The sequence below is a fragment of the Flavobacterium omnivorum genome (assembly GCF_900099915.1).
Lineage (GTDB): Bacteria > Bacteroidota > Bacteroidia > Flavobacteriales > Flavobacteriaceae > Flavobacterium > Flavobacterium omnivorum.
On the sequence record NZ_FNDB01000004.1, the window covers coordinates 25,543 to 42,771 of the forward strand.

General features: G+C 32.1%; 10 protein-coding genes. All 10 read right to left on the minus strand.

Features of this window, described 5'->3' with window-relative positions; genetic code table 11:
* Positions 1-591 (minus strand): ABC-three component system protein, encoded by a 591-nt coding sequence (locus BLS90_RS05470; protein ID WP_091256140.1) that lies wholly within the window; start codon positions 589-591, stop codon positions 1-3.
* A gap of 5 nt (positions 592-596) precedes the next feature.
* Complete coding sequence (locus tag BLS90_RS16800; protein WP_175455436.1) at positions 597-773, minus strand: hypothetical protein; 177 nt, start codon at positions 771-773, stop codon at positions 597-599.
* A 271-nt stretch (positions 774-1,044) separates the two neighbouring features.
* A complete protein-coding gene (locus BLS90_RS05475; RefSeq protein ID WP_091256142.1) occupies positions 1,045-2,007 on the minus strand; it encodes a hypothetical protein in 963 nt (320 codons plus the stop codon).
* A 22-nt stretch (positions 2,008-2,029) separates the two neighbouring features.
* Positions 2,030-3,466, minus strand: a complete 1,437-nt coding sequence (locus BLS90_RS05480; protein ID WP_091256145.1) for a hypothetical protein — start codon at positions 3,464-3,466, stop codon at positions 2,030-2,032.
* A 2-nt stretch (positions 3,467-3,468) separates the two neighbouring features.
* Positions 3,469-5,718, minus strand: a complete 2,250-nt coding sequence (locus BLS90_RS05485) for an AAA family ATPase (protein ID WP_091256147.1) — start codon at positions 5,716-5,718, stop codon at positions 3,469-3,471.
* A gap of 300 nt (positions 5,719-6,018) precedes the next feature.
* Positions 6,019-6,852: a hypothetical protein gene (locus BLS90_RS05490; RefSeq protein WP_199734614.1), complete on the minus strand. Its 834-nt coding sequence runs from the start codon at positions 6,850-6,852 to the stop codon at positions 6,019-6,021.
* A 95-nt stretch (positions 6,853-6,947) separates the two neighbouring features.
* Positions 6,948-9,041, minus strand: coding sequence for a 3'-5' exonuclease (locus tag BLS90_RS05495; protein WP_199734612.1), 2,094 nt, complete (start codon positions 9,039-9,041; stop codon positions 6,948-6,950).
* Positions 9,038-15,364 carry a DEAD/DEAH box helicase gene (locus tag BLS90_RS05500; protein ID WP_091256152.1) on the minus strand — a complete coding sequence of 2,109 codons (6,327 nt, stop codon included), beginning with the start codon at positions 15,362-15,364 and terminating at the stop codon, positions 9,038-9,040. Before BLS90_RS05500 ends, BLS90_RS05495 begins: the two co-directional genes overlap by 4 nt.
* Before the next feature lie 6 nt (positions 15,365-15,370).
* The gene (locus tag BLS90_RS05505) at positions 15,371-16,366 is read right to left on the minus strand and encodes a nucleotidyl transferase AbiEii/AbiGii toxin family protein (protein ID WP_091256153.1); all 996 of its coding nucleotides are present in this window, start codon (positions 16,364-16,366) and stop codon (positions 15,371-15,373) included.
* 84 nt (positions 16,367-16,450) lie between these two features.
* Positions 16,451-17,065, minus strand: coding sequence for a DUF6088 family protein (locus BLS90_RS05510; RefSeq protein ID WP_091256155.1), 615 nt, complete (start codon positions 17,063-17,065; stop codon positions 16,451-16,453).
* Positions 17,066-17,229: the final 164 nt, after the last annotated feature.

Here is a 17,229-nt window from a genome sequence, read left to right on the forward strand (position 1 = left end):
CTAATTCCATTTTATATGACAGTTTCCAGTTAAAAAATAAATCATTCCATTTATTTCATCATCATAAATCCTCAATAAGTTATTGCCAAGTATATCTTCTAAAGGTTTAATAATATATTCTGTAACAAGTTGATTTATAAATTCTTCAGAAAGTCCTTCCGAAATTCTTGGATATACATTAGTTTGATAACTTGAATAAACTTTTGCAAGTAAAAAAGCATAGATTAATTGAGCAGTTTCTGAATGTTCGTTTTTCAAAAGTTTTTTAGCGAATTTTTCTTTTGAAGTTTCAGCAAAATGTAAATAATTGAGTCTATTTCCATTCTCTAATTTTTTTTCTAAACCGATAAATCCTTTATCGTCAGCATTATTTTTAAAATGTAAAAGTTCATCTACAATTTCGCTAAAAATTGCGGATTCATTTTTTTCTTTTTCGAGTCTATCATACAATTTTTCCAGTTGCGATTGACCTCCAAAAGTAATTCGACCTATATTATAAGTTGGCTTGTTTATATCACGACCGGCTAAATCACCATTTTCTAAAACATTTTCAGATTGGGTAACATCATTTAGAATTTCATCTTTTGGCATACAAATTATTTATTGACATCTCGACCAGCCATATCACCACCAACACGATTTCCTTTTTGATTGACTTTGTTTGTGTTTTTCTTTTTTGAACTTTTTTTGATGTTAAGTGTAATTGCAATTCCTGCGAATACAGCAATTAAAGCTAAAATTATCCCTTTCAAATTCTCTGTAATAAATTCCATTGTTTATTTGTTTATGTTGTTTCGGAGTATTTATGACAACTTGTATAAAGGTATAATATACCTTCTTATACACACCCAAATAGGGATCGATTGGCGAAGTTAGTTTCGTTTTATGCTTTTTCAAATATATAGAACTTTTAATCCACTATTACAATTGGATGGAGATAATTTTTTTGATTTTTGTGTTGAAGGATGGGATTGTTGTTGTCTTTAGTCGTTAAGGGAAAGCGCACGGAATGCAATTCCGTTTGATCGGGTTTTGGAAATATTTTTAATTCTTATCTAAATACTTCTTCATAACCCATCCAGTTTCCATTAAATTATCTTTTGGATTTATATAGCTTACAAATGCCCATTTATGATTTATTTGCAAAACAATTACATCAAAATTTTTGGGAAGTGATGCTACAATAATCGTTTTAGTTTTTGGTTTTAGCATTACTTTTGAAACTCGGTTTGTAGTTCTGTACTCTTTTACTTCTTTGAGTTTTACTTCTATATATTGCTGTATTTTTCTCTCAAAATTTACTAAATCCTCTTTTGTAGCAAGTTCAGCTTTTGGTCTTACAAAATCGTAATATTGATGTATACTCATAAGGTTTACCATTACTGAAATGAATAATAAAGCATTAACACCAAACTGTTTGTTTTTTTGATAGAATGATACAATTTTTTCAATTAATTGCTCAAACCGTATACTTTCTTCTTCTGATAATGCTATATCAGAAGTAAAATTATTTGTTATTTCAAATGCTTCTTCATTGATATTTTCAAATTCATCTAATAAATTCCATTGATTACTTTTAGCTGCAATTGCCGCAATTTGTCCGGATATTCCACTCATAGCAAATTGTAAGCTATTGACTTGTGCTAAATAAGATTTTTGGCTTTCAAAAATGGAAGTGATACCCTTTAAATTTCCGAATATACTTTCCTGCATTTGACTTATTCCTTTAATTACGTCTAATGTTGGTTGTGGAATTTGAAATAATTTAGATTGGATTGCCATTTTTTTTGAAAGACTGTCAAATCCAGAAATATTATTTAGAAAATAGCTTTGTTGGTGCGCAATGCTTTTAAAAATAGCATCACTCATAGTCATCGCGCTTAATTTATTTTGCCATAGCTCTTGTGAATGCATCATTTGCATCATAGAGTTACTAATCCCCAATTGATTATTGAGTTTTTGAGCAAAATTTGTACTTTTTATTATAGCATCTAGCGAGTTCATCATAATTTATACTTTTGTAATAAAGTTACCTTTCAATTTGTTTTTCTTCCTCATTTAGTGGAAAAAAACACATTTGAAACCAACCGTTTAATCTTTTTATGTTAATTTGACCAACACTTGTTTCCCAACTACGACCCAACCAATCTTCTCCGTTTTTTATTTCGCCTAATTCGTAATAAGCTTTTCCATTTAAATCTACACCAAGTTTGTCAGTAAATAATTTCAACATTGCTTCTAATTCTTGTTGACTAATGATATAACTTTTCGATGGACTTTCTTTTCCTAAAATAAATAAAGCTTCATTTACTTCGGGATTGGGGATTAGTATTTTATTGTAAAAATTAAAGAAATATTGACTTGTAAAATTTACCCAACCAAAACTTTCTCCACTTTCATATTTCTGTTCTTGAAAATTTTCAACTCTTTTCATTTCATCAGTTATACTTCTAAAGTGGTCATCAAAATTATTTACGTTTAGAAATGAGTTGTAGTATTGGATGAACTCGTTTGGTTTTAAAACAATAGTATAAATGCCTAATTTTTGAAAGACTGCTTTTGTTTTGTGATAATTCTTATCATCATTAGTAATGTAAAACTCGCATCTTGATGCAAATGCGGAATGAGAAGCATCTTCAGTTGTATTCTTAAATGTGTTTTTCTCTGTGGCAGTAACTTTTACTTTGTCAGCTTTAAAACCGTGCATATCTAGTTTGACATACTCATTTGTAATATCATTAAACCATTCCGGAGCATTTTTAGTTTTATCAAAATACTTATCTACGTTGAAATTTTCTATTCCTGTTTTCTTGTAAGCATTATCAATTACTTCAAAAGGGTTTTTATTTTCGTTGAAGTGTCCACTATTTACTCCACTTTGTTGCACCATATCTCTTAAATCTTTGTAGTCTTCTGTTTCATTCATATTATGAAACATTTTACCAAAACTCTTAAAGAAACCGTTCATTGTTTTATCTTCTTTTAGCCCCGGAAACATTTTATCCAACATTGCTGCACTTTCAGGATTTTCGAAGGCTTCTTTAAAAGCGAAGTCTAAAGGCATTGAAGAAATCATATTTTTCATAGAACTAACTATTCCAAACATTGGATTATCTTCCTCAATTGAACTAAATAAATTATCAAGACTAAAATCTTCAAAAAGTGGAGCTTCTCTAATTCTGTCATCCAATAACTCTCCTGGTTGGTATCTACTTAAAGTAACTTCCTTCGAATTATTTACTAAACATAAATCATCTGTTAAATGGGTTGTGTAATCTAAATCTTCTCGAACTATTTTTTGCTCTTCCTCACTATGATTTTTAATACTAGCGAAAATATCTCCAATGTGTGAGGTGGAATATAATAAAAGAAATTTATCCCTGTTTAAAATTATATCGTTTAGTTCTTGGAAATGATTGTTTTTCATAACTGACATAACATTCCAATCTAAATAAACTTTAATCATAATTAATTGTATTGAACTGTACTAATTTCTTCCTCTTCTAACTGTATTGGTTCGCTTATTCCCATCATCATATTGTAATGCCCATCGTGATTAGTTAACTGGAAGATGTCTTTGAATACTTTTTTATAGTTTTCAATTGTTCGATCCTGTAGCTCAACGAATAAATCATCATTAATACTGTGTGAACCATCATTAATCCAACTGATTAATGACGTGCATATTTCTTGTTCTTCTTTAGTGGTAAACTTTTGTATTAAATCATCATCGCCATATTTTCCTAGAAGCTTAAAATAGTTTTCAATTATTCTTCGCATAATATTTTGAACAGTAATACTCGATTTTACATTTTCACTTTTTAATTCTTGCCACAGCAATTCATATGATGATTTTATTGGGTTTTCCATAATAAAGGATTGAATATTGGTAAACTTATCGTTTTTTCTTAATATCCAAAAATTTGTTTGTCTACAGAATTTAGTTCTTCCATCAATGAAAGATACTTCTTTATGGAAATAAACATTGTGAGTTAAAAGAATAATTTGTCTTATATTTCCTTTATCTGATTTAATGCTTTTAATAATATCTTTTATAAGTGTACTAACAACAAATAGCACATTGCTGTCTAAACTTGAAATTGGGTCGTCAATAACTAAAATTCTTTCATCGTTTACATTCTCTACTAAACTTCCTCCTTTTGCCAATTGTAAATAATACAAGAAAGTAATAAATGTAATTTCGCCTTCACTTAATGTTGCTTCGGCTATTGTCCCGTCTTCTCTTTGAATTTGATAAAAACCTTCTTCTGAAGATGGTTCAATTTTGAAACTTAAAAAACCATAGGATTTTAAAAGTCGGTTAATTTCATTGATAGTTGGCTGAATGCTCGTGACATTTTTACTCAAGTTTTTAATTGCAATATCTAAATCGCTAAACTCCTTTAATTTAGCAGTTAGTTGACCTTGAAGAGCAGTATTGCCAGTTTGCAATCCATTATTATCTGCATTAAATTTCACAATATCTGTTCTGAATTCTTCAATAATATATTTCCAAATTGATTGAGTTAAACTGATTTTTTCGCTTGTAAAATTGGCAACAATATTATTATGCTTAATAATTTCTTCATTAGCATTTGTAATTAATTCTGAAATTAAAGCTAATTGTTCTTTTACTGAAACTAGTTCAATGCTTCTGCTTGGTTCATTTGTTTTATTGTTTAGATATTCTCCATTAGCAGTATTCTGACTAATTAAAGTTTTTAAATAGGCCGAAAATCTATCTGTATTTAATTTTGTCTCCGGAAAAACTTTTTGATTGGTTTCAAGATTATTCAATTCATTAACAAAATTATTCATTAAGGAATTGTACTCTTCTTTTAGCGTTTTTATAGTATTCAAATCACTTAAATACGTTTTGTCAAAATAATCTTCTAATTGTTTTTTGAAATCATCTGTAATTGTTTCTTGCTGACAAAAAGGACAAGTATTATCTTCTTGAATATAGTTTCTACCTTGATTTACCCAATCGTTTAAGTTTAGTTTTTGAATAAGTTTTGCAATGTCGACATCGGCTTTACCAACAATTATTTTCTTCCAAATAGGGTCGCTTTCTATTTCAATAATTCTATCAAATGTAATTGCGTTTATTGGTGCTATATTTTGCGGAACTTTTCCGAAAATAGTTTTTGCTTTTTCTGTTAACTCATCAAAAGTTACTAGCGTTTTAGTATTACTACTAAATTCTGACAACAGTTTATTTTTAAAACTTTCTTTCTGCAATGAACCTGTAAAAGCTTCTTTAAAAACAGTTTCATATTTTTTATAAATCTTTGTCCAAGAAGTTTCCTTAAAATTATTTTCTAAGGTTTCTTTTTTTTGTATTTGTGTATTTAATGTTTCTCTTTTTTTTACACCGTCCGCTTTTATAATTTTTAATTCCTCAACCTTTTCATTGATGGTTGCAATTTGTTCAGTAGTAGCTTCTCCTAATGTAAAAACACCTCCAATTTTTCCTTTGCCAAAGTTTCGTTCTCTAAATTCTTTGTTATAAACTAACGTTTTTAATTCTTGAGTATTTTTCCAATTTATACTGCAATTCTCAAATTTTGTTTCCGAAGCATTATGCAAAAAATTGGATATTGTAGTTTTTCCGGAACCATTAGCTCCATAAATAAAATTCACTTTCTTTAAGTTTGTGATTTCAATGCCTATTGGGTTATAAGATGCAACTTTTTTAATCTCTATTTTTTCTATCATTGGTAATGATTTTATTAATTTACCATGTTAAAAAATAATTCATAATGATTTGTTTTAACAGGTTTTGATTTGTTAAGCAAGTTACTAAATCCTTTTATCTTCAATATTTTTTTTCAAACCCAATCAAATTATTAATTTCCCATAATCATAGTTTTAAACAAAACGTTTTACAGATTCGCGATGGGTAATTTTTTTCACAAATGCTAATTCGTAGAAATGAACTTCCTGTAACCACAAAACTGTCTGCGGAGCACGAAACTCCACCTATTGTAAATGTGCAGTAATATCTAGTTTTTCTTTTCATTTCTTGTTTGTCATTCGTAAAACAGCGTGTAATGTTGCCAAGTAGTAATAGAAAATCCAACTATACCATATTGCTTTGTCATACTCTGTCTGCTGGTCTTTGTTATGGTGTCTAATACCGAAATTATTAGCGATATTAAAAATATCATTCTCGTCTTTTTTGTTTAAATGTTCCTTAATTGCTGGCCTAATAAATTCCAAAACATCTGCAAGTTCCCTAATTGCTTCTCTTCTGTCGTCAAGCGTGGATTTGTATCGTCTGAATTTTAAAATTGCAGAGTTTATTTTATTAGAAACGTTTTCCTTTTCATTTGTTGGAATGTCCGCTTCAAATAAGTTTGAAAGACCATTGTCTGATAAGATCAAAATTTCGCCACTTTCCGAAATTTCAAAACCGTCTTTGTATTCTCGTAAGATAGGGTTCAGTAGTTCTCTGTATTGTTTCTGACCTTCAATGTCATTAAATTCTTCATAATGATACCCACAGTTGTTCCAGTTGTGGTAATGTCCATTAAGTCCTTTTGAGCAGTGGTCGTAAAGAAACTCAATTATGTCAAAGAAATCGTCTTCGGTATAATTGGGTAAGTTTTGGTAAATTGGATATAGGTTGTCTTTTCTTAAATTCACAAATATCATTGCTTCAATTTCCTCGCCCAATTCTCCAGGAATGTATCCGTCTTCACAGTTAATTCCGAAATATTTTTGAAAATATCCGTCAGTATTTAATTTGTTGTATGTCACCGAAAACAACTTTTTCAGAACCTCAAAATTAACTTGTTGGTCTGGCGATATTTTTCCTGTCCTAACTGAATAATAGTTTCTCTTTATCATAGTTTGTTATCGTCCTGTTTTTATCATCCTCAAATTGGGTATAATTCTTATATACCCTCAACTTTAAGGGGTTAAATTACCCTTAATTTGTAAAATTAAATGTTTATTAATTCCGATTTTATCCCTGTTCCCACTATTTTCAAAACACTGATGGCTCTGGTCATTGCAACATATAAAAGTGATTTTTCACTATTTAAATAGTCTTCTTTTTCTTGTTGTTCCATTGTGTCCATTTTTTGGATCATCAAGGGTACTGTTCTTTTGTTTACATCGCAAAGCATTACCGCCTTAAATTCCAATCCTTTTAAACCGTGGAATGTTGAAAGTGTAACTCCTGAATTACTTTTCCCAACGGTTGCATTATCAGAAAAAGGAATTTTATTTTTATGTAATGCCGTTTTTACTTCTTTTAATGCCTCTTTGGTTCTAAAAGCCAATGCAATATCATTGAGCTTAAATCCTCTTTCTTTTAATTCTTCAATATGAATGAGGATAGCATTTATTTCATCCGATTTTGTTTTAAAGACTTGGTAGGTTGGTAATTCTCCGTGAAATAAGGATAAATAGCCGTTTAATTTTTCAGTTTCTCCATCAAAATCATCATAGTTGATACCCTGAACGGCAGTAACTGCCAAACGTTTTATTTCTTCTGAAGTTCTATAATTTATTTTCAACTGTTTACTACGGTTTCCTCTTATTGAAATTCCTGCAGCAGTGAAATTAATTTTTCTTGCATAAATCTTCTGATAAGGATCACCAACCAAAAATAAATCATTTACTTTTTCTTCCACTAAAGCTCTAAGGAACCTAAGTTCAACATTGGATAAATCCTGCACTTCGTCTGTAATTACATTTTTGAAAGGTCTAAGTGGAAGCGTTTTCAAGTGGTTTGTCACCACGTTAAATAATTCTGCCCTGTCAACATAATCCTCTTCTTTCTTTTTCTTGTTGTATTTTTCGACCAATTCCCAAACGTCCATTTTTACTTTACGGGAAATGGGTTTTCCACGACCTATTCGGCTAACTTTTAGATAATCTTCTATATTTTTAAGGTCATTAAAAAGAATTACGTTCTGATATTCAGCAGTTAGAAACAAGGTGTCAAATTCGGTTAAATTTTGTTCCAAGAAATCGTCCCAAAGCTCGTAACTTGATTTTGAATTGTAGAAATCTAAAATTCTAACATTATTATCTACCAAATTGTATTCTTTCGCTAAATCACGTAAAAGGGTATCAATATTAGTGATGACTATTTTGCTTTTATCAATATTTAATTTATCTGCCAGCACCGTCAAGTTTTGTGTTAATGCATTGGTAAAAGTCGTAAATACTATTTTTCTGTCATCTCCATCAATTAAAATTGAAGTTAACTTTTTCAATCTGTGCAGAGCTACTACTGTTTTTCCTGTACCAGCACCGCCCGTAACTCTTACAGAACCTTTGAAATCAGGTTCGACTAATTTACGTTGTGATGGGTGAAGGTAAATTTGCCATTTGCTTAAATCCCCGTTTATGATTTCAGACATTAAATCATCATCTACCTCAACAAAACTTCGTTTGTTGTTGATGCTGTTTGCTTTTGCCTCTTGTTCCGTAGCTTTTGATTTCCCTTCGTTAATTTCAGCAATTAGCAGTTCAATGTTGAGTCCTTCGGTTAGGTAAAATAGATTTTCAAAAGCATCTGTTGGGATATATTTTTCACTATCACCTAATTCATTAAGGTCTTTTAGACTACGAACTAAACTTAATGTTAGGGATGGCACACCAATTTGTACTAGCTGTTCGTTTGAAAAACCATCAAATAAACGTGGTGTTTGTAAAGCATCAGTTAGTGTGTTAATTGTAATTTCTGCTTCAGGAGCCGTAAATATTTGAGCTGTATCGGTATTGTCATTCCAATGAAAGACTTTGTTTTTAGCCCAATCCATTGCTTCGTCGTGATTGTCAACCCATAGCAAATAGTAATTATCTCCTGATACCGGAGCTTTTACGATTGCTCTGTACTTATCATCAATTCTTGCCGTTCTTAATTGTTGGTCCTTGAAAGTAGAAATGGACTCGAAATTAATAGCACTTGATTTTGAGTTTTCTCTAAATTTTCTTTGAAATTCAAGCACCTTTTTTTGGGTGGATTTTGGCAATTCAAATAATTGCTCCATACATTTATCGTGAATGAAAAGCTTCATCATATTATTTGATTTATATTAAATTCATTAGTATTTATTTCTTGGTAACCAGCCTTTTTAAAAATTTTTCTGTCTTCATCGGAAAGTGGTTGTATTACTATTTTTATATTTTCAAAGCCGAGCATTGCTTCGGCATAAATGCCTTCATATTCTATATAAAATCCGCCTTCTTCATTAAATGGAATATTGTTGTCTATCAATTGTATCACAATTTGATGCAATTCCTTTTCGTGGTATTTTAGACAATTGTATTTATCTATTGTTTCATCCGTATTAGTTGGTAAAATAGTAGTATCAATAGTTTCATTTACCAATACGCAATCCTCTTGAATTAAATTGTAAAGTTGCCAAAACAGCTCCCAATTTTGTTTTTCAAGATTTTCTTGCAATTCGGTTACGCTACAGGCTGCTTTTATTGATAAATCATTTAATCGAATACCAAAAACTAGACTTGCAAAATCATATTTTAACTGGTTGTCAGGAAGGTTATAAAAATTCCCTTGGTTTTTATTTGTAGCCTGTACTGTTGGGTTAATAACAATCGAAGGCTTATTTAAAACTTCAATTAATTCGATAGCTTCCATAGATGGAATTGCAAATTTGGTTTGTTGTATTGCTAATGCTAACCCTATTTTTTGTTTTGGAAATTGCTCTTGCAGTGGATTAGACAACAGCCAGCATAATCGATCCATTGCGTTTTTTGTTTGCATAAAATCACTATTGTAATTATTCCAATAAGGTATTTTTTTGAAAAACTCAATCGTTGTTTTGTATTTGATGCTATCCACTGCTAAGGCATCTTTTTTAAATTGTTTTGAAACCTGATCGCTTTCTTTTTCAATAGCATCGAATTTTTCAATATCTGACCACGAAAGTGACCAGGTAATTTTATCACCCGATTCTACTATTGCATTTCGTTTTTGCAAATCATTATAAAAACGGCAATTTTCTTTAGTAGCGTGGTAGGTATATCCATCGAGATATACTGCAATATTCTTTACGCTTGTAATTTTGTCATCGCTTAAGGTAACGCCTTCTTTCTCAGCGCTTGTTAATGAAATGTAAAAGTCTGAACGTGTTTTGTATTTCACGTTTTCCGCAGGTCCTAGTTCCAATTGGGGTCTTATTACATAGTAAAAAGTATAATCCCCGTTAACTGTTTTTAATTTATAATTAATGATAGCATCTTCTACATAACTTTCGAAAATGAATCCTTGTTCTGCGTTTTTAGCACAATAATTCCGTAGGCTCCTGATAAAGCGATCTTCCAGTTCACTTTCTTCAATTTGACCGTTACCTGACAATGAACCTAAACCTGAGGAATAGGGTTCCCATCCACTTGAATTATCTACAATTTTTTTGAATAAAATTTCTGCTTTATTTCTGCTTAAATCTTCTTGAATGTATTGATTGGAGTAGGTATAAATGCAACGATAACAACCATCTTTTCCGTTGTGCTGGCAATTACATTCTTTGATTGCTTCATAAGCTTTTTTAATTACTTCGGTAAATTCAGATGGATTGAAAAGTTTTTCTAAATATCCTGTACCGCCCGGAATGTTATCGAGTATTACCAAGTATTTATCAAATCGGCTGTTTTGCTTATTGAATTCGGAATAGTTTACAATATTGAGGTGTTGCGGATTTCCTTTGTAATATTTTTTTAATCCCAGTTCTAAACCCGCTTTAAACATATTTACTTGGGCTTCGCTTTCCAAATCTTGAACAGGTAACAATACTTTGAGCGCTTCTGTTTTTATTTCTCGAAATAAGAAAACTTCTTCAAAAACGGCATCGGTTTTACCCTGGTAATCATAGTCTTTATTTTTGCAATAGCCGTAATGGAATTTGAAATTATTATTCTCTTTATTTTTTGCTTTGTGTGGTGTTGAGCTGCTTTTTCCACAATGTTTGCAGGTTACAAAGCCGTGATTTGGAATGTCTTCTAAATTATTGATAGTAATTTTATTTGCATCCGTAACTGATGATAATCCTAAATTAACTTCTGTTATATCTACATTTTTCACATATTCTATACCGAATGGAATATTTTTCATCCCCCAAGCACCTTGAAAGGTATTGTAATCGAATTTTATATGTTTTGAAATTCTATATGTAATTACATCTCTATCATCACTACTATCGTCTAATGTTGCATTTTCTCGGGTATTGATTGATTTTACGCCACTTATTTTCACAAAAGTGTGTTGATTTTTTGCTGAAGACCAAGAGTTGTCACCACATTTGGGACAATTCGTCTCCGTAGTGGTCGCATTATTTTCTATGTGGTCACAATTGGAACAAAAACGTTTTTTAATTAAAACATCAGCATCTTTCCAATCGAAAGTATTTAATCCTGAAATGGCTAATTTATAACCCTGTGAATAAAATACATTGTCAGGTGCTAATTCTCTTATAGCTACATTGGAAGACCTGATTATCTCAAATTGTTTGTTTGTTGGTAAACCAGTACTTGCTTTAGGTTTGTTAGCATTTACCCAAGCATTTAATGTAACTCCTGTTTCTGGAAAAGCATAGTTAGGCAATAAACCAACATTAGTTAAATGTTCTAATATTGCCCTTTTTTCTATTATTTTTCGTAATCCTGATAGTGCTTTTTTATCTCCTTCTAAATTTTTTCTCTCCTCATCAGTTTCAGGTAAATTGTTTTTCTTGATGATTTCATCAATCTCTTTTCTCTTCTTTTGAATGCTGATCAATTCTTCTTTTACTTTTTTGAATACTCTTTTTATTCTTTCGTAAAACACATCTTCTGCTAAAAATAATTTCAGTTCTTCTAATACTCTGCTTTCGTTATTGAGGTCTGGTTTATAAAAATCGATAAATCGATTTACTAATATCAGTTCATTTGATTTGATGTATGAAATAATTCGGTTGACAATAAATTCGGCAGCGTTAAGATCAGTATTAGACAACCGTAATGCAATAATTTTTCCGGGGATGGTATTGTTTTTAGGGTCTGCTGTAGCCCAATTGTCCAAACAATAAGCCAAAAAGTGTCTGTATAAAATTTCTTTGGCTTCAAGATAACAACCGGGTGTCGCTATTTCACCTTCCATCATATCAGAGGGCTCTTCAAAATAAAAAAGATCGTGTGCTTTGCTTTGGGCAAATGTAGCTATCATAGCCGTTCCAGAAGAACGCCCAGCACGTCCCACTCTTTGCAGAAAATTAGATGTTAGAGGTGGTACGGAATTATTGATAGCAGTATTCAATGTTCCAATATCAATACCCATCTCTAATGTTGAGGTGGCTACAATAGTATTTAAGGAGTTGAAATTAGGTCGTTCTTTGAAATCAATTTCTTTGTTCTCTCGGTCTTTTCGTTCTAAAATTCCTGTATGCTCGGCTGCATAAATTCTAGGAGACCGATTTCGATTGTAAACTAACTGATAATAATTTGGTTTTTGCTTTGTATCCGGTTCATAAACACCATTTACACAGGTGTAATCTAAGCATCTGGTATTCCTAGTTGAAGTATCCGAAGCGGCTACATTTAAAAAGGAGCCACAGTTGTTGCATACGTGTTTTTTAACTTTGTTCTCTATTATGATGGCGTTGGCAAGAATAGCATAGTTATTATTGCCTTCTAATACCACTTTATCCAAGATTTTCACTTCTTCCAAGCTTTCCAATAATCGGCTGTAGAATTCATTAATGATAGCTTGATGAGCTGATGCCATTGGGAAGGATTTTATAAAATAACTTCTGTACCAATTGTTTGTATTGGTAAAAGTAGTATCAATAATTTCTCCTGATTGTTTACTTGCACTTATTACTTTTGGAAATCTCGATCTACTTCCAAACATTTTATTCAAGAAATGTCTGTTGTCTTTGTACCAGTTCAGATCAAATCTAGTTAATCTTCCCGTTCTGGATTTATTTAAATATTCGTGATTCACTCCACCACGAATTCTTATACGATGCAAAATTCCATTGATAAACGGCAGTAAGTCGGTTTCGGTTATGGAGATTAAATTGTTTTGGATTAACCAATCTTGGAGTATTGGAAAAATAGATTTGATTTTTTCTTCATCAAATTTTACTGCTGAAGCACCCGATTTTTCAAGAGTTCGTCCAATTAGGGCATTGTATCCGTACTCGGAAACAATTTCCCAACGTATTCGTTCATCAAATTCTTTTTTGAATTCCTCTGTAAACTGGCTTCCAATTCGATAATCTTTATCCAATTCGATTTTGCCTTTGTAGTCCTCCGGAAAAAATCGATAATAATAAGCCAGTTCATTATTTTGTTTAGTTTCATCGGAATTCATTTTCCAATAGCCAATAAATTCCTTTTGAAGTTCTTCTAAAGTTACCGGTCTGTCCAGTTTATTTATCACTTTTTGAAGTGAGGAACGAAAAGTAAAACGATAGTTCCTTGCTTCCACGAAACCAGCTTGGTGTGCAGCATCTTGCACACTATTGGTAAACGCTAATATTTTACGGTACTTGTCCTCTCTTGGGTCAAGATCTGATGACAGTACTTGGCTTACAGTAATGGATGATAATGTGGCTATCTTAGTTCCAATAATGCTTAATGTATTTTCAGAATTGCACTCCGGACAAATGTGTTTTGCTCTTGTTTCGTTTAATTTTCTAACTGCTTGAATTTTGAAGGTATTGGTTCCTTCTTTTTCTTGCAGTTGTAATGTTTTTGTTCCAATATAATCGTTTATGATATTGGTTGGTTCGTATTCCTCAATGTGTTTGTGATTGGTTGTATTGATGAAATAGATGTTTTTATGGTTCTCAAAATAGTATTCGTACACTTTTTGAGGGTCGGTATCAAAATGATTTTTATTATCATCCTTAATTCCTAACCATCCACTGGAGCCACAATCCCTACAGAAGTAAGCGGGTAATGCTCTTGGGTCATTCTCGCCAGCTACTTTATCTTTCCAAGTAAATTTAGGTGTTTCACTCATTTCTCTCAACACACCGCTTAGTTCTCGTATCCAAATTTGTATTTGAATAAACAAGAGGGGAAACTTTTCTTTTCCTGTTTTGGCTGCACTTATTAAAGCCACAATTGAATTCACCACTTCTTCGCGAGGGTTTAACTCATTTGCTTCATCCCATTCAGCAAGGGTTTTGAATTCTGAATTTCTATCGGAGAGTTCGTATAATAATTGATGTAAAGATTTAATGTTCGTACTGGTAAGTGCTATTAAATCTTTAACAATTTTGAGTTTCTTCAATTCATTTCCTAATGCAACAGTATCAATAGTTTCGGGGATTTGCCATAGTCTTTTTTGACGATTGATGTAGTTTTCGTAGGTTTCATTTTCCTGTAATCTACTTTCCAAAAGCCCAATTTGTCTTGGTATAAATCGTTCCAGATTTTCTTCATCTCCTTCAAAAAAATCGTCGACCGTAAGTCTGTTTTCGGTAATAATTGCCTCTTCTTTGAACTCTTCTCCAAAAACTTTCTCGGCATATTCACAAAGTAATTTTTTCGATTCCTCACCAGAACCAATTGTTGCCGATGTCCCAATGGCACATATTTGTCCTTTGGGAATGTCTAATTTTAGTTTTAAACGTCTTATTAAATTGGCCACATCTGTTCCTTGTGCACCATCGTAAGTATGTAATTCATCCAATACCAAGAATTGCAATAGGGAAGGGTCTTCCAAATTATAGCTCCAAAGGTTATGAAATTTTGCACGCATCAAAGCATAATCCAACATTTTGAAGTTGGTTAACAAAATGTCCGGTGGACTATCCAAGATACTATCTCTATTTTCGATGATATGGTTTTCGCCCATATCTGTAGGGTATTTGGCTTTGTCTTTTCCTTCTCCAATAAATAAACCTGCGGTTATTTTTCCTTTTAATAATGGCTCATTCCAAATGGCTTCTGCCAAACGTTTTGCCTGATCCGTTGCCAAGGCATTCATTGGATATAATATAACCACTTTTATTCCGGGACGGTGGTTGTTTATATGGCAAAAGTCAAGAATAGGATATAAAAAACATTCCGTCTTACCCGATGAGGTTCCCGTGGTTATTAATGTAGATTTTGGGATGTTGTTGTTTGTTGTATTCAGCCTTTTAAACGATTTGTATTGATGATCGTAAGGCGGAAAACTAGGTTTTATTTCCAATGGCATTATATCCTCACTATTAGCCGTTACAAAAGGTAATTTTATGGACACATAAGGGCCTTTGAAAATCCCTTCTTCTTCCTGTGTAATGAAATCATAAAATGCTTTGTGTACCACTTTGTCCTTAAAGCTAAAAGTAGCTTTAAGGTATTCCAGTATAGAATGTTTTACTTCGTAAGCTTGTTGTAGTGGTAACATAAGGGATTATTTTTTGGCATTTATTTTTTGTTGAATCTCTGTAATTCTTTCCATCAGGTTTTCGAATGAAAGCGAGTTGCCGTAAATCATATTCTGCTGCATTATTTCGTAATCTTTTTGCCATTCCTTTAGGATACTTGCTGGTGGAATAATGCTGATTTTTGAGGGAGTATGATTGGCATAATTAATGCCTCTAATGGGAGTAACGGTACTTCTATGATCCACAATTCCTTGATACAAAACATTATCTGTAATTGCTATTTGAAAATAAGGAGTATTCATTAATTTTTCTAGGTCATACAAATGTCGGCTCAATCGATCAGTACGAATTTTATCTGGCTTTTTTTGAAATTCTTCGTGTAAAAGAAATACTTTTTCCAGAAAGGTACGTTCCGGATTTACGGTTGCTACCGTAATGGGTTTGTCTGCAAAGGATTGGTCGGGATAGTGTTCTCCTACCAATGAAGAGAATACTCTGGGTGAACAGGGCTCTCGTAAGGAGCGACTACCGATTTCGACTAAAATTCGTGGTTTTAGGTACTCTGATGTTGGACTTACTTCTGGATAGTAGATTTCAATAATTAACGGGTCTTGGTCAGTATCTTTAACGGCAGCCAATTGTATTTTTAAATCGGTGAAACCTGCTTTTTCAAATTGCTCTTTTAGTTGGGAGAAGAAAATAGTGGAGATGAATTGGAAGGACGCTTTACGCAATTTACTGACTTGGGATTTGCTCATTTCGGTATCAAAACCTAAATATCTTCTGTCCAGTGCCAAGTCGATATCTTCGGAGAAACGTTCAATAACATTCCAAGCTTTGCTTAATGAAGTGCCCCCTTTAAAAACAATTTGCGGTGCGCAATCCATTGCAAAAATTAATCCTAATGTTTGTGTTACCCACCAATCCTTTTCAATGGCTTGAATGGGAAGTCCTGTTTTGGTTCTGATTTGTTCAAAAATTACTGTTTTCTCTTCTTTATCGAGTTGTAAAAATGTTTTCATCCGATTATACTATTTGCTTTTTATTGGAAGATGGAACACCTATAATCATATCCCTGTGTATCAATGATAATTTTCGTGGGCGTTTCATTCGGTTGGTATTGCTTTTTTCAGAATAGTTGCAATCCAGGCTGGTGCTAGTTTGCTATCGTGAAGGATGTTTTCTGGTTTTTCTTTTTTTAATTGTTCCAAGATAATCGTTTCGCTTTTTTCCTCTAGTTTGTCTTTTCCTATGGTTTTTAAGGCCTGAATTACCAAACCACTAATTTCTCCTTTGGCAATCAGATTTTTGGGTATTGTTTTTTTTAAGTTAATGGTTTGTTTTCCAATATGTATTGTTCTTGGAGCACCATCCGTAAGATAGACCAATCTCATAGGTACTTGTGTGCTCAATCCCAATAAATGTTGTGCTTGTATGCCTGTAGGTACTATTCGGAATCGGTCTTTTTTGGCAATGGCAGCCATTACTTCTTCGGCACCGGGTATTATTTTACCCACGAGTTCGCTTTCTTTTGGGATTACATAAATACCTTGTGCCACTCGTACTATTTTTTCGTTTTCTTTTAGGCGTTGTAACGCCTTACGAATAGCGGTTTTTTCGGCTAATTTGCTAAATTGTTCAATAAAATACAAAGTGCCCGGCTTGGTTCTTTTCATTTTATTGAATACTTTTTGTTCTATATTTTGTGGTTCTTTTTTCATATGCTGATATTTATTGTTTTTTATCGGTCATATGTAATTCACATATCATCATTCGTGTTTATGACTAATTTATCGGTTATGCTCATTTCATGATCTTGTCACAAATATAGTAAATATTTGTGACGAAATATTTTTTAGGCATAAACAATTACAAACGGAACAAT

Bases quoted from the DNA above. Each gene is read 5' to 3' on its own strand.
- BLS90_RS05490 (WP_199734614.1), bottom strand. From the start codon at position 6,852: ATGATAAAGAGAAACTATTATTCAGTTAGGACAGGAAAAATATCGCCA.
- BLS90_RS05470 (WP_091256140.1), bottom strand. From the start codon at position 591: ATGCCAAAAGATGAAATTCTAAATGATGTTACCCAATCTGAAAATGTT.
- BLS90_RS05495 (WP_199734612.1), bottom strand. From the start codon at position 9,041: ATGATGAAGCTTTTCATTCACGATAAATGTATGGAGCAATTATTTGAA.
- BLS90_RS05480 (WP_091256145.1), bottom strand. From the start codon at position 3,466: ATGATTAAAGTTTATTTAGATTGGAATGTTATGTCAGTTATGAAAAAC.
- BLS90_RS05485 (WP_091256147.1), bottom strand. From the start codon at position 5,718: ATGATAGAAAAAATAGAGATTAAAAAAGTTGCATCTTATAACCCAATA.
- BLS90_RS05510 (WP_091256155.1), bottom strand. From the start codon at position 17,065: ATGAAAAAAGAACCACAAAATATAGAACAAAAAGTATTCAATAAAATG.
- BLS90_RS05475 (WP_091256142.1), bottom strand. From the start codon at position 2,007: ATGATGAACTCGCTAGATGCTATAATAAAAAGTACAAATTTTGCTCAA.
- BLS90_RS16800 (WP_175455436.1), bottom strand. From the start codon at position 773: ATGGAATTTATTACAGAGAATTTGAAAGGGATAATTTTAGCTTTAATT.
- BLS90_RS05505 (WP_091256153.1), bottom strand. From the start codon at position 16,366: ATGAAAACATTTTTACAACTCGATAAAGAAGAGAAAACAGTAATTTTT.
- BLS90_RS05500 (WP_091256152.1), bottom strand. From the start codon at position 15,364: ATGTTACCACTACAACAAGCTTACGAAGTAAAACATTCTATACTGGAA.